Genomic DNA, 22,764 nt, shown 5'->3' on the forward strand with positions numbered 1-22,764 from the left:
CCATATCAAAGTATGGTACAGAATGTCTATAATATTTTTATCGACCGGAAAGCTAATTATCATTAGCTTTCACAGAGAATTTCCGCAAATTTATGACCATATATCCTTTATTCAAGCTCTACTGTCATGTACTTTCGAGCAATAATAGTGCAACTTTTATCAGCAACTAAGGTCCTGGTTCTTTATTCGCATTTATACTTGATCGATTGATGTTTATTACGATAAACCTGGAAAATCCAATTGTCTCAGCGCTTCATATACAATAATCGCAGCGGAATTCGACAAGTTTAGAGATCTTACTTTATCTGACATTGGCATCTTGATACATGTATCAGGATTAGCAGCTAGCAGCTCAGGAGGCAAACCTTTCGTTTCTTTACCAAATACCAAAAAGTCTCCATCCTGAAATTCAATATCACTATACTGCTGTTTCGCCTTTGTCGTCGCATAAAAAAAGCGACCTGCTTGATATTTCTCTTGTACTTCAGCAAAAGACTCGTGATACTCAATGTGGACAGCATACCAATAATCAAGCCCAGCCCGTTTTAACGTAGCATCATCGGTACGAAAACCCAGTGGCTTAACCAGATGCAGATGAGTTCCGGTTGCAGCACATGTTCTGGCAATATTCCCTGTGTTAGCTGGAATTTCCGGCTCGACAAGCACAATATGTAATGGCATCAGTTTTTCATTCCTTTCATCATTAAATTCATCAGACAAATAACATAAAGTCTAACCAAAATGTGTACGCTGAAAGCATGCACTCTCTTCATTTTAACAAAATCAGAGGGATATAGACATCAAACGACAAAAAAATATCATTTTCCCTACACCACTAAAAGCCTTCCCCTATACACATTCAGGGAAGGCTTTATTTTTACTTTTCGATTTCAAATATCGTGTATCGAAATATATGTCTGTGTTATCAACTGTTACGTTGCTTAAATCCATCCATAAACTCGGCTAATGCTTGACAGTTCTCCAGTGGAACCGCATTGTAGATCGAGGCGCGAAGCCCTCCTACACTGCGATGCCCCTTCAATCCGATGAAACCGGCTTGTTCGGATTCTTTAATAAATTGTTTTTCCAGATCCTCATTTGCAAGGCGGAAGGTTACGTTCATAATAGAACGATCAGCGCTGTCCACACAGCCACGATAGAAGCCTTCGCTTCTGTCAATACGGTCGTATAGCAGAGCAGCTTTCTGCTGATTCACACGCTCGATGCCTTCTAAACCGCCTTCCTCCTGGATCCATTTGAGCACTTCATTCACCATGTATATGGCAAAGGATGGGGGAGTATTGTAGAGAGAGTTATTCTTTTGATAAGTACTGTAACGCAGCATTGTAGGAATATTACCTGGTGAGGAAGCCAGTAGCTCTTCACGGGCAACCACGACCGTTACACCAGAAGGTCCCAGATTTTTTTGCGCACCAGCATAAATCAATCCAAATTGAGTAACATCAAAAGGTTTGCAAAAAATATCACTGGACATGTCCACAATCAGCGGTACGGAACCCGTATCCGGGAATTGCTTAAATTGTGTACCTTCAATCGTCTCATTGGATGTCATATGCACATATGCAGTATTCTCAGGCAAGTCCAAGGAATCCACATTTGGAAGACGCATGTATTTCTCATCAGCGGAGGAGGCGGCAATGTGAGCCTTGCCCAATAGCTTAGCTTCTTTATATGCCTTGTCCGACCAGCTACCTGTCATTACATAGCTTCCGATCTGCTCTTCACTCAAGAAATTTAAAGGCAGCATGGCAAACTGCGTACTTGCGCCCCCTTGGAGGAACAACACCTTGTAGCCTTGTGGGTTGCCCAGCAGAGATAACAAACGTTCCTGCGCCTCATTATGAACAGATTCATACACGGCTCCACGGTGAGACATTTCCATGATGGACATCCCTGTTCCCTGGAAATCTACGAATTCAGCTTGTACACGTTCCAGTACTTTAAGCGGCAATGCCGCCGGTCCTGCATTAAAATTGTAGGCTCTCTTACTCAACAATTTCCCATCCCTTCTCTACTCTGGTGTGGATATTATCGCTATGATAGCAGTATTCATAAATGCGTTCAAGACTTGTATAAAAATGTTTCCGAATTCCTTTACGATGTGACAAAGCTGTGAATGTTAATATATTTAACATCTTCATTTTGTAATATTCTTCTTAATGGTAAAAGGTCTCCGGCGTGAGACCGGAGACCTATTTTGAACAACATCTATTCCCCGCAGGCTAATGAGCGTTATTCAAAAGCAGCTATGCTATCGATGTAGTATTAGCAGTCAAAATACAAGCTGTATTCATGTGGATGAACACGGATATTCACCGATTTAGCTTCAGAACGTTTGAACTCTACATAGTTATCAATAAAGTCCTTCGTAAATACGCCGCCCTCAGTCAGGAATTCGTAATCGGCTTCCAGAGCGTCCAGAGCTTCATCCAGTGTACCAGGTACACTGCGGATTTTGCCTTTTTCAGCATCAGATAGCTCATAGATGTTAGTGTCGAGTGGACCATAGCCCAATTCGATTGGGTTCAGTTTGCGCTTGATGCCATCCAGACCCGCCATCAGCATTGCTGAGAAGGCAAGGTAAGGGTTAGCTGTGGAGTCCGGTGTACGGAACTCGATCCGACAGCCTTTAGGAGTAACAGCCGCTACTGGAATACGTACAGCCGCAGAACGGTTACCTTTGGAGAATACCAGGTTAACCGGCGCTTCGTAACCAGGAACGAGACGTTTGAACGAGTTGGTACTTGGGTTGGTCAAAGCGATCAACGCAGGTGCGTGGTACAGAATACCACCAATGTAATGAAGAGCCATTTCGCTCAGATTAGCATAACCACCTTTTTCGTAGAACAAAGGAGTATCGCCGTCAAAAATAGATTGGTGAACGTGCATACCACTTCCGTTGTCCCCGAAAATTGGTTTCGGCATGAATGTTGCCACTTTACCATATTGACGAGCTGTGTTGTGTACAATGTATTTATAAACGAGCAGGTTATCTGCTGTTTTCTTGAGTGTATCAAAACGGAAGTTGATTTCCGCTTGGCCTGCTGTAGCCACCTCATGGTGATGGCGCTCAATTCTCAGACCTGCTTCTTCAAGCAAACGGCACATTTCACTACGAATGTCTTGTTGGGTGTCTACTGGTGCTACAGGTACATAGCCGCCCTTCACTCCCACTTTAAAGCCCAGGTTGCCGCCTTCTTCCTTGCGGTTCGTGTTCCAAGCTGCTTCCTCGGAATCTACGAAGAAGGAGGAGCTATTCATGCCGCTTTCGTAGCGAACATCATCAAAGATGAAAAATTCAGATTCAGGTGCAAAGAATGCCGCTGTGCCCACTCCTGCGGATTGCAGAAATTCCTCAGCTTTTTTGGCAATGCCACGAGGATCACGGTCATATTTTTCGCCGTCTGGCGTAGCAATGTCACACAGGATATTCAGTGTAGGATGCTGAGTGAAAGGGTCGATAAAAACCGCTTCTGGATCGGGCAGCATAACCATGTCGGATTCCTCAATGCCACGATAGCCGGGAATGGAAGAACCGTCGAAAGCAACACCGTTAACAAATGTTTCTTCATCTACTTCGGAAGCTGGCAACGAAATATGGTGAGCACGACCAGACAAATCTACAAAACGAAAATCTACCCACTCAATATTATTTTCTTGAATTGTTTTCAATACGTTTTCAACGGACATGTCTTCTTCCTCCCAATTTTTCCGAACATTAAGTCTTATACAACCCTGAAATGTTCATGATCGAATGTTTTTTTCTGTCGTCATTATAAATCTCAAACATGACACGGGTCAATAGCTATGTAAGGTATTTTTTAAACTAATGTTAGATATGCTTACGCCCTTGATAACATTTGAACAATACAAAAAGCCCGAAATATCGGGCTTTTTGGTGATTTTACTCTCATTTACTGCATTGCGGCAAAACTTTTATGCATTAATGTTAATAATTAGTTTTAAGATACGGAACTAGGTGTATGGAATGTTTTTCCAATTGCGGGGGCTAACAGTTCCAAATCTTTTAGTAAATCTGCAAATTGATCCGGGAATAGGGACTGTACACCATCCCCCGTCATCGAGTTGTCAGGGTCTGTATGCATTTCAATAATTAAACCATCCGCTCCGGCAGCTACCGAAGCCTTCGTCATAGGAACAACCAGTTCACGTCTACCTGTGCCATGGCTAGGATCGGAAATGACCGGCAAATGGCTCAACTGTTGCAAAACAGGGATCGCGGACAAGTCGAGCGTATTTCTAGTGTAAGTTTCGAATGTACGGATACCGCGCTCACACAACATAACATTCGGATTGCCCCCTGCCAAGATGTACTCAGCAGCATTCAAGAACTCGTCATAAGTCGAGCTGAAACCGCGTTTGAGCAATACTGGCTTGCCGCAAGTACCCAGCTTGCGCAGCAAATCAAAGTTTTGCATATTACGTGTACCTACTTGCAGAATATCAGCGTATTCCGCACAGATGTCTACGTATTCAGGTGTCATGACCTCTGTGATAGTCAAGAGATCGTGCTTCTGACCCGCCTCAGCCATCATGATTAAACCTTCTACACCCGTTCCTTGGAAGCTGTATGGCCCTGTACGCGGCTTAAAAGCACCTCCACGTAGGACTTGCGCGCCTGCAGCTTTGACCAATCCGGCAATTTCATCGATCTGTGCAGCAGACTCAACAGCACATGGTCCCCCCATAACGACAAGCTCGCCCCCGCCGATATTTACACCTTTGATGGAGATCACCGTATTTTCCGGATGAAAATCACGGCTGGCCAATTTGTAGGACTTCGAAATTTTAACCACATTTTCTACACCCTTCATTTGGCGTAGATGTTCTGCCAGCTTCGGCTCTACGCTTCCAATCAGTCCGATAATCGTACGATCCGATCCTCGCGATACATGAGCCTGCAGTCCTTCTTTTTCAATAACTTCAACAATAGCTTGAATATGTTCTTCAGGTGTTTGAACACCAGCGATAACGATCATTTTTTTCTTCCTCTCTATAAATCATATTTTACAACCACATAGGATAATATTATGACACTTAGACGCTTGTTCGCTTTTAAGCTTTTATTCGTTAAAGCAACTATACCTGTTTTAGCTCGACTCGTCAAGGCTTAATTATCCCGACTTGTTCTATTTTTTTGAATTAGTGTAGCTGGTCTAATTGGATAATATCGGCACTTAAACAGTTTAAAAAAAAGCCGCTACCCGGACTTTGTATCCGAATAACGGCTGTAATCAATCACATACTATTTCGTCGTTTTTGACTTTTCTCGTACAGGAGGCAACAGTTTTTTCATATCAATGGTTCGCCGAATCTCCCATGTTTCCGGGTTATCCGCATCATACTGTTCCAAATACGTAATGACCTCTTTGGTAATCAGCGTAGGTGTTGAAGCCCCGGAGGTCACAGCTACTTTGGCTACGCCCTCAAGCCACTCCCTCTTCAGCTCGGTTATATCAGAAATACGATAAGCCGTGGTACCAGCTATTTCCTCCGACACCTGAGCCAATCGGTTGGAATTGTTGCTTCGCGGGTCACCGACCACAATTACCAGATCCGCCTGTCCTGCCTGCTCAGCTACCGCTTCCTGACGTACCTGCGTTGCCAAACAGATTTCATTGTGTATCTCGGCACCTGGGTACTTCTCCAGCAGCTTCTTCATAATGTGCTTGATGTCCCATTGACTCATGGTTGTCTGGTTAGTAATCAGGATTTTGTCTGCTGACAGTGTAAGACCGTCAATCTCTTCTTCCTTTTCAATCAGATGAACATGGTCAGGAGCAATACCGATAGCTCCCTCTGGCTCTGGATGATTCTTTTTGCCAATATAAACAATCTGATAGCCTTCGGCTGACTTCTCCCGAATCAGATCATGTGTCTTCGTCACGTCAGGACAGGTTGCGTCAACCGTAGTCAATCCCTTATCCCGTGCCAGCTTGCGAACCTCTGGTGACACGCCATGAGCAGTGAAGATGACAGTACCACTCTCTACCTGGCTTAAAATCTCCATGCGGTTCGGTCCGTCCAATGTAATAATCCCTTCGTCTTCAAAGGAATTGGTAACATGACTGTTATGAACAATCATGCCTAGTATATAAATAGGCCGGGGTAAATCCAAATTTCTGGCTGCCTGACGAGCCAATACCATGGCATCGACTACGCCGTAGCAGTAACCCCGGGGCGAAATTCTGAGTACCTCCAAAAATAGCCCCCACTTTCTTCGACACAGTATACAGCTCCAATAACTAGACAGCTGTGGGCTTTTATGCCTCTACCGGCCAATTCTATGATGTAGTTCCCCTCCTATTATAGCCTATTCCAAAGGCGCGGAAAAGCTGACTGGAAGCCAAATGACAAAGGTCGTTCCTTCTCCTTGGCGCGTAACCACTTCCACAGACCCCTGATGTTCATCAATAATCCACTTGGCAATCGATAATCCCAAGCCAATTCCCTCTGTCACGCCACGTGACTCATCTGCCCGGTAAAACCGATCAAAAATAAAGGGAACCTCACTTTTGTCCATACCGATACCTGTATCACTGATCCGTAGTCCCACCTGTCCCTGATATACAATCGCATCAAATCGGACTGTGCCTTCAGGTGTATATTTAAAAGCATTATCAATGAAAATGAATAGCATTTGCTGCAAATAATCTTTGCTTCCGTCCATATAAATACCATTCAACAACGAAAAGTCACCCACATTCCATTCGGCTGTTCGCTCCAAAAACTGAGCACGACGAGCAACCTCGTTTACGAGCGGCTCCAGCGCAACAGGCATCTTATCGAACGTTTTCCCTGTGTCCGCTCTTGCGAGTGACAACATATCGCTCACCAAGCGGCTCATTCGTTTGCCTTCATCCGCCATGTCATTCAGCGCCTCCATGGAAAGCTCGCGAATCATGGCTTCATCCATATTCGGTCGCTCGCCCGGTTCAGTAGTCCACATTTTGAGCAGAAAATCAACGTTGCCACGAATCGTCGTCAAGGGTGTGCGCAGTTCATGGGAAGCATCGGCCACAAAGCGGCGCTGCGCACCATATGCATCTTCAAGTTCCTTGTAGAACACTTCTGTACGCCCCAGCATGTTGTTAACTGTCCCGATCAATTGTCCTATTTCATCTGGCGGACCGTCATATTCAATCCGAACACTCAAATCATTGCTCGATTGAATCTGATTGGCCCCCTCAATGACCTTAACCAGCGGCTTCATAGATTTACGAGCCAGGAAGAGACCAGAGGTCGCAGCAGCCAGTAAGGCAAATAACGAACCGTACACAAGCACATTTTGTAACCTGTTCATGAGTCGGTCCTGAGAGCCCGTGAATTGCCCTACCTGTAGCAGCCCGACCACCAAGCCCAATTCCTCCGATTTGATCGACTGTTGATAAATCATAAAGGAATCACCATTTACGTTCACACGCCGAACTCCCTCATTTTGAACTGCTCCTGCCGCTGTAGACGGAACAGGGAAGGTGATACTAAGGTCTTTCATATTTTGGGTCGTTTTAGTTACACCGGACGTATAATTATAAATTTGAACATATAGCTGTGAGTCATCTATTCCACGCCCCTGCTCCAATCCAAGATCCAGGTTAGGGACCTCAAACAATCCCCCTTTTATAATAAGGCGTAATTGCTTGTTAATCTGTGGCGCCTGAGTCATAAGCTGACTTTTCACTTCATTATATGTGTAGTAATATACTAGTCCGTAAATAGCCAGACCAAAAATGACAAGCACTATAGCCAAGATGCTCGAATACCAAGCTGTCAGCCGCCACCTAATAGACATATTACACATCACCTCTTAAAATATAGCCAGCTCCCCGAATGGTACGAATAAGCCGTTTGCCACCATCCTGCTCGGTTTTTTGTCGCAACATGGCAATATATACTTCCAGCACATTCGATTCCCCGCTATAGTCATAGCCCCAAATTTTATCCATAATCAGATCACGCGACAGAACGCGTTTCGGGTTTTGCATGAACAAATGGAGCAGTTCAAATTCTTTGGCCGTCAGTTCCAAGCGTTTGCCACCACGAACCACTTCACGCGATTCATTATCCAGTTGTAAATCCTCGAAGGTAAGCCGGTTCCCATTATTGTCCTGCTGTTCAGTTTTACGCCGCAAAAGCGCTCGCACTCGTGCTAGCAGCTCCTCCAGAGCAAACGGCTTCACGAGATAATCATCAGCCCCCAGATCCAGACCCTTCACCCGGTTCTCCACCTCATCCTTGGCTGTAAGCATTAGGACAGGTACCGTGCTTCCTCCCTCTCGCATACGCCGGCAAACCTCAAAACCATCGACCTGCGGCATCATTACATCCAGCACGACCAAATCAGGCTCAGCTGTTAGCATTTTATTTAATCCCTCTGCTCCATTGGCGGCTGTCAGCACTTCATATCCTTCAAAAGCCAGCCCTCTGCGCAGCATGGATACGATTTTTTCATCGTCATCAATGATCAGAATAGTAGAACGCATACACGATCAAACTCCTTTATCTCTTCTTCTTTTCCCTCTATTGTAGCAGGAGTAGACGCGTGTAGCATCTTGCCACCGCATACAGCAAGAAACGGAAGGGGCTTCTTCCTTCCGTTTCTTACGTTCATGTTCAATTTTAGAGTTATTCTCTTACTGCTGAAGAGTCGAGCTAAAATCATTTTTGTTGCCTATTTTCAGCTGAATATCTTTTTTCTGCCCGGCTCGTTCGATGTTAAGCGTAAGTGCTGTACCCACTTTTTGTTTTTGGATAAATTGAATTAACTCCTGTGATGTGCTATAAGGCGTGCCATTGGCTCCGATAATTACATCGTAAGGACGCAGATCGGCCTGATAAGCTGGTGATTTGTATATAATATCCCGAACAACCGAACCTTCGGTCAGAGATGTACCCAATTCCTTGGCTACTTCAGGGCTCAAGTTTAGCAGACTTGCACCAATGAAAGGTACAGGTTCTTTCGGAATAGGTTGGTTATTTTTCAGCTTATCGACGACTTCCAAAATCGTATTGGACGGAATCGCAAACCCGATCCCTTGTGCATCTGCACTAACAGCTACGTTCATACCGATAACCTGCCCTTGAAGATTTAACAACGGTCCGCCAGAGTTACCAGGATTAATGGAGGCATCCGTCTGGATGAGATGCTTGTATTGCGTCGGTTTTCCAGTTGATTCACTGTTAATGGTGATAGTACGCTCTTTCGCACTTAGCACACCCGCTGTTACTGAATGTTCAAAGCCTTCTGGGTTACCGATTGCAACCATCCACTCGCCAACCTTAGCGTTATCGGAGTCTCCCAAGGTTACGGTAGGGAAGTTATTTTTTCCTTCAATTTTAAGGACTGCCAAATCTAGATCTGCATTTTTGCCCAAGACTTTGGCTTCGTAAGGCTTGTTGGTTCCCTCTACTGTAACCTGAACCACACTCGCGCCTTCCACAACATGGTTGTTGGTCAGGACGTAACCCGATTTATCAAAAATAAAACCGGAACCAATACCCAGCGGAGTCAGCTGTCCACTGTTGCTACCTTCATTTTCGTTACTATTGCCGCTGCTGCCACTATCGCCATACTGATTACCGAAAAAGTATTGATACAGCGGGTCATTGTAATAAGGACTGCTTTGTCTGCCGCTGCCAGCACTCGATTGCTTGGCAAGCGTTTCAATTTTGACGACTGCCGGACCAGCCTTGGCCACAACAGATTGAACATCAGCCGTACCTGAAGGCATCACAGCTGGAACTGCGCTTGGAGACGAGTTAGTGGTTCCCGAATTCGTCGTTTCTCCGCTTTCAGCTACCGCCGAAGTCAACGCTGTCTCCGGTGTGAACATATTGGTTCGGTCAGCTGTATACATCAATACCGTAATGACCAGCATTCCGGCTAAAAAAGATAATAAGATCGTTTTTACCTGCGACTTGGGTTTATTGGGTTTAAATTGCCAGTTTCCACTATTCCGACCAGAACCATCCTGTTGCTCAGGCATAGCACGTTGATAAGAGGAAGGAAGCGGTCTCACTGCCTGCGGTGGCGTAATCTCAACGTCCTCCACCGACTGCCCTTCCCTGCGTTGTCCGTCCGACTGCACTGAGGAAAAAGGGCCATAGGAATAATAATATGAGGAACCGTTTGAATCGTTTTGCCGAGTTGCTTTATCGTTATCAACCTGATCATTGTCGTTCCGGCGCCCGGAATTATTATTTTTAAATTCGTCCATTGTATATCTCCTCCCAAACCCTATGCTTCAAGGTGGTGTTGTTTAACTGACTTTATTTTGCACTTTAAACCTTAATTCCACCTTAAAAAAAATTAAAAAGGAGATAAAACCTCAGACCTATTGTTTCTAGCCACTTTTACTCAACGCGAAATGCTCCGGAATCAATCCGGAGCATTTCGCGTTGAGTATGCTTTTTTATTTTGTGTTAAAGTTCTCGTCGAACTTTTCGTTCGGTGTTTGTGCATTGCTTTGAATTTTGCTGCGACTGGAGTTTTGAACTTTTTGCGCTACTGCACTTGTACCGCCTTGATCTGTCGCAAATTCTTCGTCATACTTCTCATTTGGTGTTTGGAAGTTGTCTTGAATTTTATTTTGTTCAGACTGCTTTACCTTTTGAGAAACAACGCCTACTGTATCGTCTTGTGCAAATTCCGCTTTGAACTGATTTCCTGTGTTTGCCTTGAAGCCTTTGTTCGTGAAAGAACTTCCGCCTTGATTTGGCATATTTCCTCAACCTCCCAGTATGGTTTTGCGGGATAAGCTCATCCCGAAACATAGTATGTGAAGTCAGGAAAAACAATATTCAAGGATTATATGGAAGAATCCAGTGTCTCGGGCGGAATGGTCTTATGCGTTTCTATCGCCTTTTGCAGCGATTTTATCATTTTTTCTGTACACTTTCCGTTTCCTTTTTTTATGATTTGAACATCCACATCTTTCTTGCCCCATTCAGAATACACCTGCCGGATTGTTTTAAAATACAAGTCAATTTTATTGCCTTTAATCGCTGAACCTGTATCTGCTACAATCCCGTAGCCGTAACCTGGAATGTACAATATGCTGCCCAAAGGAAACATCTTCGGATCAGCCGCAATCGTGGACAGTGTATTTTTGTCACGACGCACTTTTACACCGGAATACGTAATACCGTAACCGGGATGATTCGGCCGTTTGCCAGTGGATTCATAGCCTGCTGTATATCCTGTTGCCGTGACCGTCATGGTCGTAATAACCTGCTCTTCGCGTGGAGCCAAAACAGGTGCAGACTGCCATTTCTTATGCTGGACCGGTTCTTTGTGACCGTAAACCTCATTGCCGGGCAATACCAGACAAATTGCGATTAACATGGCTCCCAAAACCCGTTTCCATACCAACATGGATCTCATAAAAAACCTCCCCTTGAGGCAAAGGCTTTCCAGAAATCCATGGGTTTATACGAACTATTGATTATTTTTGAACATCCTGCCCCGGATAAAGTCTGCTTAGCTTCACTTTATCTTCAAAAATATGCAGGAGCGTCCGCACAATAGGGGTGTGCTCATCGTCTGTGTGCAATATAATGGAAGCAGGAGATATCGAAATAAGGGTACTGACGATTCGATCTTCAACCTCCATCTCCAGTTCAATACCGGGCATTTCCACAATAATATCATCTGCATCAGGAGTCGGTATGGGCACCATGGCACTATCGAGAATGGTAAAATCATGCCCCCCTTGGTGAAGCACATGCACGAGTGGAACTTTGCTTTCCTGAAAAAACACAAAATATTTAAGCAGCCCCATAAATTCTTCGTATTGCCGATCTGCCCAGAATTCTTCCATGGCATAGTCAACGATTTCTTCAAGCTCTTTTTTATACGCATGCAGTCTGAATTGAATAAGCCCTTCCAAATTGATCACACGAAGCTCCTTGAAATCCTTTTCCAGGAGAGTGGTCAGCTTACCATGACGCTTTAAACGTCCTCGGGGACCATCATCATTTAACAGTGAGCGAATCATGCTACGAATTTGTTCAACATCCTCTTTCTCCAGCAACGAGCAGGCTTTGTTGAGAATTTGATTGAGTATCCTCCACTCCCTGACTTCGATAATATAATCCGCTATTGCCGAAGACATGATGCTGTATACACAGGGAAGAAAGCTTTCAAACGCCGAATTGCTTTCAGTGCCCTTGCAGGTCCATGCCACTTTGTTGTCCAGCTGTCTGAAAGTGAATCGAAATCCGCGCCGTGACATATGTAGTCCCTTGGTTCTACTTTTGACCACTTCGTAAAAACGGTCGGTTTCTTGATCTCCGTCTGTATTGGTCCACACTGTAAACAGTTCCATTGGCTCACTCCTTTCGATCACTGCTTTCAGTATATGGCGGCCTCCGAAGGGTTATACGAAGTGAACGACTGGAAACAGAAAGACATATGCAAAAGAGGCTGATCAGGTTTCAAAGAGACGTGAAGCGTGTTATAAACAATTACCGTGATTAGGTAAAAACGAAAGCCGTTTGAATATTTAGGGCGGGGTATGTTAAGGTTATAGTGATATGAATTTTTCACAAGAGGGAGGAGATAAGATGTCAACGATGCTGAACATGCTGCGTACATTCATGATCGTCATATTGAGCCTCGTTCAGATTTTGTCCCTTCCTGTGACGTTTCACGCGGAAGATACCACTCAATCCCTTCAATTTACTTCAGGTTCTTCACTTATGCTTCAGGCTGATGTTACTTCGTTAGAAACGGACTCTCACGGTCTGGAACATCATTCCAAACCAGCGGTGCGCAAATCCTCCCCGTTACTTCATCTGGTGATTGCTGCGGCTAAATCACTTCCCTTTGTCATTTTGATAGCGCTTGTGCTGCTCATGAGCATTCCTAAGCTACGTCTGCCTTTTATTCCTGTCATCTGTAAGTTAAAAAAGCAATTATTCTTATTCCCCATCAAATTCACCTCTAGTTATGTGGCTTAACCTCCTTTTAGCATGCATATCACCACATTCGCATGTCTCTTTGCCAATTTTTCCTATTCATCTAATGCGTAAAATTTCATTTTCCATTCTTATTTAAAATTTAATGAATTCTAATTTTATCATGTCACTCCCAAAGTATGTGATTTATTTCTCATATCATTCACTTAAATAAACGTATTATACAGGAGGCTTTATAAATGGATATTCGAGAGTCTATTTTACCAGGAATTGGAATTAAATATCGAATAGATGCGGAGAGTGGTGACCGAATTGTCATTATTATTCATGATGATGGCAGACGTGAGCTATATCACTTTGATTACGAGGATCTGGAACAAAGCATTTCTATGACAACCCTGAATGATCAGGAAGCACGATTGGTAGCCTCTATCATCGGTGGTATGACTTATAAGCCCAAGCAGCTTGAAAGTGTAGAAATGACTTTTGACGATTTTATTATCGAATGGTATAGAGTGGAATCCCACTATGCAAGTGTTGGCAAATCCATCGGGGAGCTGGATGTAAGGCAAAATTCGGGCGCCACGGTTATTGCCATTGTGGAGAAAAAGGGGAAAAAATATGTAAATCCTGGCCCTGAAGTGATTATTAGCGATGATGCCACTGTAGTTGTTGTTGGAGAACGTGACCAGCAGAAACGCTTTAAACAAATCCTTATGAACGGAAGCGGGTGATTGGATGGATCATCTGGTATTTGAGGTTGGATTGGCTATTGCTCTAATCGCTGCAGCCGGGCTGATATCCTCCAAACTGCGCTTCTCGGTCATCCCTTTTTATATTCTGATCGGAATGGCAGTTGGACCACATGCGATGGAGCTATGGCATTTTGATTTTCGGTTTATCGAAAGCGCCCCGTTTATTGATTTTATGGGGAGAATCGGAGTGCTGTTTCTCCTCTTCTACCTAGGGCTGGAGTTCTCAGTAGGTCGGTTGATTAAATCAGGTCGTTCCATTGCTGTGGGCGGTACCATTTATATTGGCATCAATTTTACACTGGGGCTGGCTCTCGGCTTCCTGAGCGGCTTTCCTGTAGCCGAGACACTAGTTATTGCCGGAATTACGACAATATCATCCAGTGCGATTGCAGCCAAGGTGCTAGTCGATCTCAAGCGTACCGCTAATGCTGAAACAGAAATGATTTTAGGTATTATTATGTTTGAGGATGTTTTCCTCGCCGTCTACATCTCCATCCTCTCCGGATTGGTTCTTAGCGACTCTTCCTCGCTCGGGGGTGTACTGCTATCGGCACTCATCGCACTTGGCTTTATGCTTGCAGTTATTATTATCGGTCGAAAGGCCGTCCCTCTGCTAAATCGGATTCTCCGTATCCGCTCCAATGAGGTATTCGGACTCGTTGTTTTTGGCTCACTGTTTCTGGTGGCTGGTTTTTCAGAAACGATCCATGTAGCAGAAGCTATTGGAGCCCTGCTGGTTGGTCTGGTACTGGCCGAAACGGAACACGCCAAACGGATTGAGCATTTAATTGTTCCTTTCCGCGATTTCTTCGGTGCTCTGTTCTTCTTCAGTTTCGGACTGTCCATTGATCCGCTGTCCCTAGGAGGTAACGCCATATGGCTTGCGCTGGCAGCAGTCCTTCTCACACTATTTGGTAACATTTGGGCAGGAATGCTGGCCGGGCGTACGGCGTCCTTATCTCCCAAAGCATCCGCAAATATCGGTTTGACTATTGTGGCGCGAGGCGAATTTTCGATCATCATGGCCAACTTGGGTAAAGAAGGCGGTTTGCTTGATATTGTTCAACCTTTTGCAGCCATCTATGTACTCATATTGGCCATTCTTGGGCCGCTTCTGACAAAGCAGTCAAAGCCTATCTTTAATATGCTAAACAAAATATTCAAATTTAAGGACCCTCGCTTACGAAAGGAAGAAAGCAAATCGGCGTAACTGTAAAAGCTGGATACGACAATCCATAGGAGGGAAGGCTATGCCGCACGTTGTAAAACATGCCGAAACTTTATGAGGCGGCTTGTGAAGCCCGCTTCAGGAGATGCGAGCAGGTTCCCTGTCTTTTATACGGTAATTGGCGGAATTACGGCATCCGTCGGTCTGGAATTGTTTTTACATCCGCATGATATGATCGCTGGAGGCGTTACGGGAATCTCCAGACTCATGTCGCTTTATACACAGGAGCATTTTGGGTTACTGCTATTCGTTTTAAACTTGCCACTAATGCTGCTGTATTCTTTGTCTACTCACAAACCCATGCTGCTTCGCGCACTCCCCGGCTTGTTTGCCTTTTCAGGCTCAGCCATCATTCTCTCGCCTTTTCCGGCAGTGAGTGGCCATCCGGTCGTATGTGCTTTGGGAGGCGGAATCTGTATTGGGCTTGGGGCTGCGCTGACAGCTCGTCACGGGGGGTTGCTTGATTCATTAGGACTCAGCGAATCTGACGATGGCCGTCCATCCACTTTGTTGCTAATTCATCGGAAAATTCCGTTAATACAGATCGTAATGTTGTGTAATGGCCTGCTGCTCATTACGGCTGGTTTTGTGTTAGGCTGGGAGCCAGCCCTCTATTCCGCCTTATCCTGTCTCGCTGCCTATGAAACGACTCGGCTGATGTTTACTGGTCTGAGACGCATGGTCTGTGTTGTCAGCAAAAAACAGCCAACTGTCGAAGATGCCATATATCGCAGGTTGCGTTTACACGGCACACCTATTGAAGGCTCTGCCCAGATAAAGGGTAAGATGAAAAGTGAATCAGATAAAAAAGAACAAATGGTCATCGTTTACAGCGTTCATCTTCTAGATTTGCAGCGCTTTAAGGCGGCCATCCAAATGGCAGACCCACAGGCTGAGATCATGTATATGAAGCGATGGGAAGCGTAGCAAAGCCCAAATATATTAACCATAATAGAAAAAAGATTAAAGATATTGTAGTATTCACTCTTCCGCACAAAAACGCTTATCTTCACTATCCTTGTACATAGGATAGTGAAAGATAAGCGTTTTGTAATGTACGATATTAGCTGATATTAATTTTGCATAATAAAGTCATGCTCAATACTGCTGGCACTGTCAAAAGTACGAATAATATCATAACGGGTATTGCGCTGTGCCGGAATGTGACCCGTCTCACGGATCAACTGTAAAATGGATTCAATGTTGACCTTATAAGTTGCACCTGCAGCGGAAACTACGTTCTCCTCAATCATGGTGCTGCCAAAATCATCGCAACCGTAGTACAGCGATTTTTTACCGATTTCCGGTCCCATGGTTACCCATGAAGACTGGATATGCTTGATGTTATCCAAAACAAGACGACTGATCGCTACAGTTTTCAAATACTCCTCTGGCGTCTGGCGTTCCTTCTTCAGGTTGGTGTTGTCTGGTTGGAAGGTCCATGGAATAAAGGCCAAAAATCCTTCAGAGTTATACTTGTTTTCAATGCATTCGTCCTGAGCATCACGGACACGCAACAAATGCAGTGCACGCTCCTCCATCAACTCGCCAAAGCCGATAACCATCGTAGCTGTCGTGTTCATCCCAACCTTGTGAGCTGTTTGCATAACATCCATCCAATCACGCCAGGAGCCTTTAAGACGGCTAATTTTGCGGCGTGTGCGGTCGTCCAAAATTTCTCCGCCTCCGCCTGGCAGCGAATCCAACCCAGCTTCATGAATGGCCCGAATCGTTTCCTCCATGGATAGACCGGATTTTTCCTTCATTTTGTGAATTTCAGCTGGTGAGAAGGAGTGCATCGTGATATCGGGAAAACGTTCCTTAATAGCTTTTAGCAAATCGGTATAATAGCTGAACGGCAGATTTGGATTTACACCGCCTTGCATTAGGATTTCGGTGCCACCTACTTCCTGCGTTTCCTTAATTTTTTGAAAAATTACCTCATCCGGCAAAACATAACCTTCATCGGAACCCGGTCTACGGTAAAAAGCGCAAAAGCGGCAGTATACGTCACACACGTTCGTATAGTTAATATTTCGTCCGATGACAAAGGTTTTTATGGGATCGGGATGCATGCGATTCATGACTTTATTTGCAGCATGACCTATTTTTTCAACCTCGTCTGATTCGAACAAAGCAACGGTATCCTCTAAATTCAGGCGTTCGCCGCGTAGGGCTTTATCTAAAATATGGTCGATTACACTCATGGTGTATCCTCCTTCGCTGTCACAGGGCGACGAAATGAAAGACAGGACTTATGAACGAGAATGCTTTCACAAACCTGCGTTCGAACCCTGCCGTAATGTATGTTCATGACTAGCCTTGTATGTTGTCTGTGCTATTTAGCATAGTAAAACCTAATGATAATACTAACATATCTTTAGGTAAGGAACCATACTTAGACTGAAAAGTGCCTTTTTTCACACTGTCCTTCATGTCATTCATATAGAAAACAGCAAGTCTCCTGAATACCGGAAACCTGCTGCTTAAAGCTGTACCTATTTGCTTCCTTCGTATAACGTTAAGCTGCTGCGGATGTGCTAACGTTCTAGCGCAACGCCTCATCCAGGTCACGGATCAGGTCATCAATGTCCTCCAGACCTACGGAAAAACGGAGTAGACCGTCCGTAATCCCGCGCTCCAACCGTACACTTTGCGGCATAGCCGCATGTGACATCATTGCTGGGTACGACAAGATACTTTCCACAGCTCCCAGACTCACCGCCACAATGGGAATACGTACACGACTGAGGACCTCTTTTGCACGCTCACCAGAACCCACATCAAACGATATCACTGCACCATAACCGCTCGATTGACTCTCATGAACTGCACGCCCTGGATGGTTCTCTAAACCCGGATAGTATACCGCTTCAATGTCATTGCGCTCGTTTAGCCAGTTTGCAAGCTTAGCTGCACTTTTTTCGCTGTGAGCCATACGCGCCTCTAGTGTCTTCATCCCACGCATAAGCAACCAAGACTCTTGCGGAGCCAGCACGGTACCCAATCCATTCTGCAGCTGCTTGATTTGTCTCCCCAATGATTCAGTACGAGCTACCGCAAGTCCTGCCAGTACATCACTGTGTCCACCTAAAAACTTGGTCGCACTGTGCAATACAATATCGACTCCCTGCTCAATCGGACGTTGATAATAAGGTGTCATAAAAGTATTATCCAATAACGTCAACAGCCCATTATCTCTTGCCCAAGAGGTTATTCCTGCCACATCGGTAATTTTGAGTGTCGGATTAGAGGGGGTTTCCATATACACAGCCCTTGTATTCTCCTGCAACGCCTCTTTCACAAGGTTGAGATCCGTCATATCAACGAAGGTCGTTTCGATATTCATCCGTTTCAAGATGGAGGTCAGCAGTCGATATGTTCCTCCATATACGTCCTCCGAAACAATGACATGATCACCAGCCGATAAGAGCATAAATGTAGTGGAGATAGCAGCCATACCAGAGGCAAAGGCAAAACCGCAAGCTCCGCCTTCTAATAATGCGATATAATCTTCTAAAGCTTGTCGTGTCGGATTACCTGAGCGGCTATAATCATGCTGTGGAGGATTAAAAATATCATGATGGTGAAAGGTCGAAGCTTGATAGATCGGGACACTCGATGCCCCTGTAACACTGTCAATTTCAGAGCCAAAATGCAGCAGCTTGGTTGCGAATTTCCGCCCTTTGTCCTGATCCTCTCCGATCTTCCTCGCATCCTCTATCATTGCTGCTCCCCTCCTTCTACTTCTTGACGTGCCGCTTCCAGTGCCGAACGCAAATCTTCAATCAGGTCATCTGTATGCTCGATACCTACGGAGAAACGAAGCAACCTGTCATCTACCCCGACTGCATCCCGAATTTCTGCCGGTATGTCCGCATGTGTCTGCACAGCAGGATAAGTCATTAGCGATTCCACACCGCCCAGACTTTCGGCAAACGCAATAAGCTTAATATGACGAAGCAAAGGCTCCACATAACGAGCATCCTTTACTTTAAAGGAGAAAATCCCTGTGTTTCCGCTGGATTGTTTATTTTGTATCTCACGACCCGGATGACCTTCAAGCGCCGGGTAAAATACTTCCGCCACTGCCGGATGCGTCAGTAAATAATTAGACAACACCGTTGCATTATGCTCATGTCGATCCATGCGCAGCGCTAACGTCTTCATCCCCTTCATCAACTGATAACAGTCGCTCGGGGAAAGCACGGCCCCTATGGAATTGTGCAGGAAGGAAATTTCAGCTGACAGCTCTTTTCCTTTGGTTACAATCAACCCTGCCAGCACATCGTTGTGCCCGCCCAAATATTTGGTTGCGCTATGTACCACAATATCCGCACCCAGTTCCAATGGCCGCTGGAAATATGGTGTTAGCAGCGTATTATCTACAATAGTAAGCAACTCATGTTGTGATGCCCATGAAGCCACTGCTTGAATATCAGTTATCATCATTAACGGGTTTGTAGGCGTTTCTATGAATACAGCTTTGGTATTCGGTCGACATGACTGTTGGAGTGCTTCAAGATCGTTTGTATCCACATAGCTTGCGGTCACACCAAATTTGGATAAAATACGCTCTAGCAAACGATAGGTCCCGCCATAAAGATCCAGCGATACAATGAGGTGGTCTCCCTGTCCAAACAATGCAAATACAGTTTGCAGCGCTGCCATACCTGAGCTGCAAGCAAAGCCTGCATCACCAGATTCAAGTGCAGCAGCAGCCTCTTCCAGTACCTTTCGCGTGGGATTAATCGTCCGAATGTAATCAAACCCAGTGCTTTGGCCCAGACGGGGATGGCGGAACGCCGTAGATTGGTAAATCGGGTAATTAACAGCCCCAGTTACTGGCTCCTCAATCGAACCAATTTGTGCCAATCTGCTTTCGATTTTCCACTGTTTCTCACTCATATGAATCCTCCTGTTCACTTCCATAGTAGGTGCTATAACATATGCTGCAAAAATGGATGTCCAAGACTATACTGCTGCGCTACTGCAAGGTGTTACTGTATAAGGGTAAACGACAAGCCCCTTTTTAAATCTGAGGTCCGATATCATAAGGTGTTTCTTGGTATACATAATAGTTAAGCCAATTTGAAAATAATAAATTAGCATGAGCTCGCCAGATAGAGGGTGGTATGCGTTCAGGATCATCGTTAGGAAAATAATTTTTGGGGACGTCAATATCTAGTCCTTTGGCCACATCGCGGTCGTATTCCCATTTAAGTGAAAGCGGGTCATATTCAGAATGCCCTGTTACAAAAATTTGTTTACCGTCAAGTGTGGCTACCAGGTATACTCCAGCTTCCTCGGATTCGGATAAGACTTCTAATTCGGCAATATGATCAATATCTTCCCGCCGAACTTCTGTATGTCTGGAGTGAGGAGCATAAAACAGTTCATCAAAGCCGCGTAGCAATTTCACTTTAGGTTTAATTACGGTGTGTGGAAATACGCCAAAGCATTTGGTGTCGAGCCCGTATTTAGGGACATCGAAATGATGGTATAAGCCTGCCTGTGAGGCCCAACAGATATGCATAGTCGAAGTTACATTCGTTTTCGTCCATTCAAAGATTTGCCGGATCTCCTCCCAGTAGTTCACATCCTCAAACTCAAGCTGTTCAACCGGTGCTCCTGTAATGACCATGCCGTCAAAACGACTGTTCTTGATCTCATCAAACGTTTTATAGAACATGTTCAAATATTCTTGCGATGTATTTTTGGATACATGAGACTTCATATGCACCAGCGTAACGTCCACTTGCAACGGCGTATTGCCGACCAAGCGTAACAGTTGGGTTTCCGTCGTTTCCTTGGTAGGCATTAAATTCAAAATGGCGATACGCAACGGACGAATATCCTGATGATAAGCCAAGCTTTCATCCATTACGAAAATATTTTCGCCCTCCAGCACTTCCTTGGCAGGCAGCGTATCTGGAATTTTAATCGGCATGTAAACTCACTCCTTGATCGGTAAGTTGTGCGAAAATCGTCTGGTAGAGATGCCAGCATATAATAAAAAGACCTTTCTCAGTTAGAGAAAGGTCATATTTGTATCCATATGCGCCTCTCTCATCTGTCAGGGCTACGCTTTTTTGTACAAAGCGCGAGTCCTGCAAGAATTAGCACCGTGCGATAAAAATCGCCGGTTGCCGGGTATCATCGGGCTAGTCCCTCCACCTGCTCTTGATAAGATTTCGCTATATTCATTTTGGGTTCACAAAGTTCTTGTTGTTCACTTTAATGCATCGGCTGGGCTTCGTCAAGATGGACTTGTAAATTTGTGCCCTCCATTCACATTTTGTCTACCTTTTCCATAGGTTAAATCATATCCTCCCTGTCGCAGAAGCTCATATGACTGCTGTTGATTTTGCCCATGATTTTGCGCTTGAAAGGCCGTAGGCCGAGCGTTATACTATACAAGTGCTAATAGGCAAAAATATGGTGCAGCAGTGTAGATTAGAGTGTTTTCTGCGATACTGTGGCAATCTAAAAAAGAACATTTGTGAGGTGAATCCGGAATGGAAGGCGACCCGAGTCCGAATAGGCGGCGATCCCTGAACAACAGCATAGGAATGACTTCAGCTTGCCGAAAGACGGGACGCCAGGCTCCGCATGCTCCAAAAGCCTTCTGCTTTTGATGGTATGCACGCTTACCCGAACCGGCTAACTGGCTAACTGAGTCCATTCCTTATGCTTAAGGTAAACGTATTTCCGTTACGACGGAGCATAAGGAGTGACATATATGAAAATCCGTTTGGTTAACAACGGGGTTTTTACCCCTGTCGAAGAAATTGAAATGGCGCTCACTGCACCGGCAGAAGGCTTTTATTGGATTGATGCCGATGTCGAGGATCTGACAGTGCTCCAGCCCTTATTTTCTATGCATGATCTTGCAGTAGAGGACTGTTTAAGTGAAGAAGAACAGCGTCCAAAGATTGAAATTTATGAAAGCCATTATTTTATCGTTGTAAATAGTATTCGTTTTGATGATGAAGAAATATTTTTGCGTGCTTTGAACATTTTTCTCGGCCGCCATTTTATCATTACGGTGACCAAGCAGAAAATCAATGAGCTTCGTACTCTCAAGCCTATGCTGTGGGAGCAGGAAGTCAGCCAGCCTGACCGTTTTATGTATCTGTTGGTCGACTTGATCGTTGACAACTATTTTCTGGTTGGTGACCGGATTGAGGTTCGTATTGAAAAGCTGGAAGAAGACATTCTAATGCATACGAAAAAGTCGCACTTGAACGAAATCATCGGCTTGCGCAGTGAGATTCTATGGCTAAAAAAAGTGCTCGGCCCGCAAAAGGAAGTCATCAATACCCTGAACAAACGGGATTTGCGACTTATCGACGATCAACTACAAAAATATTTTAGCGACATTTATGAAAATGCTGTGAAAATTTCGGAGACTTTCGAAACTTATCGCGACTTGATGGGGAACCTTAGAGAAGCTTATCAGTCAAGTATCGCCAACCGTGCTAATGAAATCATGCGTGTGTTTACCGCCATTACAACCGTATTTATGCCGTTGACGGTCATTACCGGAATATATGGGATGAACTTTGATAATATGCCTGAGCTTCATACACGTTATGGTTATTTTGTCGTCATTGGGATTATGGTGGCACTAGGTGTCAGTATGTTCTGTATTTTCCGCAAGAAGGACTGGGTTTGAAAAGAAGAGAGTAAACCAAAACTACCAAGCTGGGTGTTTATTCCGATTTTTCAAACTTGGTCATCAAAAGCAGCAGCTGATTCCTATGAGGAACTCGCTGCTGCTTTTTTTATATTGCACCTTATTTGTACTTTAGGGCACTT

Annotated in this window: 20 protein-coding genes and 1 riboswitch; of the genes, 5 read left to right on the forward strand and 15 right to left on the reverse strand. The window is 44.7% G+C overall.

Features of this window, described 5'->3' with window-relative positions:
* Positions 1 to 216: 216 nt before the first annotated feature.
* The 11 genes from trmL to BN1546_RS03995 form a co-directional block, all read right to left on the reverse strand.
* On the reverse strand, positions 217 to 681 hold the full coding sequence (gene trmL / locus BN1546_RS03945) for a tRNA (uridine(34)/cytosine(34)/5-carboxymethylaminomethyluridine(34)-2'-O)-methyltransferase TrmL (RefSeq protein ID WP_025676392.1): 465 nt from the start codon (positions 679 to 681) through the stop codon (positions 217 to 219).
* A gap of 244 nt (positions 682 to 925) precedes the next feature.
* Positions 926 to 2,017, reverse strand: a complete 1,092-nt coding sequence (gene serC, locus BN1546_RS03950; RefSeq protein ID WP_013370136.1) for a 3-phosphoserine/phosphohydroxythreonine transaminase — start codon at positions 2,015 to 2,017, stop codon at positions 926 to 928.
* Between the two features lie 269 nt (positions 2,018 to 2,286).
* The gene (glnA, locus tag BN1546_RS03955) at positions 2,287 to 3,711 is read right to left on the reverse strand and encodes a type I glutamate--ammonia ligase (RefSeq protein ID WP_013370134.1); all 1,425 of its coding nucleotides are present in this window, start codon (positions 3,709 to 3,711) and stop codon (positions 2,287 to 2,289) included.
* Positions 3,712 to 3,983: 272 nt separating this feature from the next.
* On the reverse strand, positions 3,984 to 5,021 hold the full coding sequence (gene aroF / locus BN1546_RS03960; protein WP_013370133.1) for a 3-deoxy-7-phosphoheptulonate synthase: 1,038 nt from the start codon (positions 5,019 to 5,021) through the stop codon (positions 3,984 to 3,986).
* Between the two features lie 266 nt (positions 5,022 to 5,287).
* Positions 5,288 to 6,244 (reverse strand): 4-hydroxy-3-methylbut-2-enyl diphosphate reductase, encoded by a 957-nt coding sequence (locus BN1546_RS03965; protein ID WP_014599573.1) that lies wholly within the window; start codon positions 6,242 to 6,244, stop codon positions 5,288 to 5,290.
* 111 nt (positions 6,245 to 6,355) lie between these two features.
* Positions 6,356 to 7,834 (reverse strand): sensor histidine kinase, encoded by a 1,479-nt coding sequence (locus tag BN1546_RS03970; RefSeq protein ID WP_013370130.1) that lies wholly within the window; start codon positions 7,832 to 7,834, stop codon positions 6,356 to 6,358.
* 1 nt (position 7,835) lies between these two features.
* Positions 7,836 to 8,525, reverse strand: a complete 690-nt coding sequence (locus BN1546_RS03975) for a response regulator transcription factor (RefSeq protein WP_016820507.1) — start codon at positions 8,523 to 8,525, stop codon at positions 7,836 to 7,838.
* A gap of 150 nt (positions 8,526 to 8,675) precedes the next feature.
* Entirely contained in the window at positions 8,676 to 10,259 is a 1,584-nt protein-coding gene (locus BN1546_RS03980) for a S1C family serine protease (RefSeq protein WP_058829261.1), read from the reverse strand.
* 195 nt (positions 10,260 to 10,454) lie between these two features.
* Complete coding sequence (locus BN1546_RS03985; protein WP_013370127.1) at positions 10,455 to 10,763, reverse strand: hypothetical protein; 309 nt, start codon at positions 10,761 to 10,763, stop codon at positions 10,455 to 10,457.
* 86 nt (positions 10,764 to 10,849) lie between these two features.
* A complete protein-coding gene (locus tag BN1546_RS03990; RefSeq protein ID WP_090736063.1) occupies positions 10,850 to 11,425 on the reverse strand; it encodes a 3D domain-containing protein in 576 nt (191 codons plus the stop codon).
* Between the two features lie 61 nt (positions 11,426 to 11,486).
* A complete protein-coding gene (locus BN1546_RS03995) occupies positions 11,487 to 12,368 on the reverse strand; it encodes a putative sporulation protein YtxC (protein ID WP_013370125.1) in 882 nt (293 codons plus the stop codon).
* Between the two features lie 238 nt (positions 12,369 to 12,606).
* On the opposite strand from BN1546_RS03995, the gene BN1546_RS04000 reads away from it, so the two are divergent.
* The 4 genes from BN1546_RS04000 (at position 12,607) to BN1546_RS04015 (ending at position 15,870) form a co-directional block, all read left to right on the forward strand.
* The gene (locus tag BN1546_RS04000; protein WP_064963905.1) at positions 12,607 to 13,002 is read left to right on the forward strand and encodes a hypothetical protein; all 396 of its coding nucleotides are present in this window, start codon (positions 12,607 to 12,609) and stop codon (positions 13,000 to 13,002) included.
* Between the two features lie 197 nt (positions 13,003 to 13,199).
* On the forward strand, positions 13,200 to 13,694 hold the full coding sequence (locus tag BN1546_RS04005) for a cation:proton antiporter regulatory subunit (protein WP_017426654.1): 495 nt from the start codon (positions 13,200 to 13,202) through the stop codon (positions 13,692 to 13,694).
* A gap of 4 nt (positions 13,695 to 13,698) precedes the next feature.
* A complete protein-coding gene (locus tag BN1546_RS04010; RefSeq protein WP_017426653.1) occupies positions 13,699 to 14,925 on the forward strand; it encodes a cation:proton antiporter in 1,227 nt (408 codons plus the stop codon).
* Between the two features lie 84 nt (positions 14,926 to 15,009).
* Positions 15,010 to 15,870, forward strand: coding sequence for a YitT family protein (locus BN1546_RS04015; protein ID WP_090736065.1), 861 nt, complete (start codon positions 15,010 to 15,012; stop codon positions 15,868 to 15,870).
* A gap of 146 nt (positions 15,871 to 16,016) precedes the next feature.
* Here the strand turns inward: BN1546_RS04015 and mqnC are convergent, their stop codons facing one another.
* The 4 genes from mqnC to metA all read right to left on the reverse strand — a co-directional run bounded on the left by mqnC (position 16,017) and on the right by metA (position 20,893).
* Positions 16,017 to 17,150 (reverse strand): cyclic dehypoxanthinyl futalosine synthase, encoded by a 1,134-nt coding sequence (mqnC, locus tag BN1546_RS04020; RefSeq protein ID WP_013370120.1) that lies wholly within the window; start codon positions 17,148 to 17,150, stop codon positions 16,017 to 16,019.
* A 341-nt stretch (positions 17,151 to 17,491) separates the two neighbouring features.
* On the reverse strand, positions 17,492 to 18,670 hold the full coding sequence (locus BN1546_RS04025; RefSeq protein WP_040101784.1) for an aminotransferase class I/II-fold pyridoxal phosphate-dependent enzyme: 1,179 nt from the start codon (positions 18,668 to 18,670) through the stop codon (positions 17,492 to 17,494).
* Positions 18,667 to 19,851, reverse strand: coding sequence for a PLP-dependent transferase (locus BN1546_RS04030; protein WP_013370118.1), 1,185 nt, complete (start codon positions 19,849 to 19,851; stop codon positions 18,667 to 18,669). Before BN1546_RS04030 ends, BN1546_RS04025 begins: the two co-directional genes overlap by 4 nt.
* A 124-nt stretch (positions 19,852 to 19,975) precedes the next feature.
* Positions 19,976 to 20,893, reverse strand: coding sequence for a homoserine O-acetyltransferase MetA (gene metA / locus BN1546_RS04035; RefSeq protein ID WP_013370117.1), 918 nt, complete (start codon positions 20,891 to 20,893; stop codon positions 19,976 to 19,978).
* A 116-nt stretch (positions 20,894 to 21,009) separates the two neighbouring features.
* Positions 21,010 to 21,136: riboswitch (SAM riboswitch) on the reverse strand.
* A gap of 549 nt (positions 21,137 to 21,685) precedes the next feature.
* Between metA and corA the strand changes: the two genes are divergently transcribed.
* Complete coding sequence (gene corA, locus BN1546_RS04040; RefSeq protein WP_013370115.1) at positions 21,686 to 22,621, forward strand: magnesium/cobalt transporter CorA; 936 nt, start codon at positions 21,686 to 21,688, stop codon at positions 22,619 to 22,621.
* The last annotated feature ends 143 nt before the right edge of the window (positions 22,622 to 22,764 follow it).

Origin of the sequence: Paenibacillus sp. Mc5Re-14 (genome assembly GCF_001049835.1) — a bacterium.
Taxonomy (GTDB): domain Bacteria; phylum Bacillota; class Bacilli; order Paenibacillales; family Paenibacillaceae; genus Paenibacillus; species Paenibacillus polymyxa_C.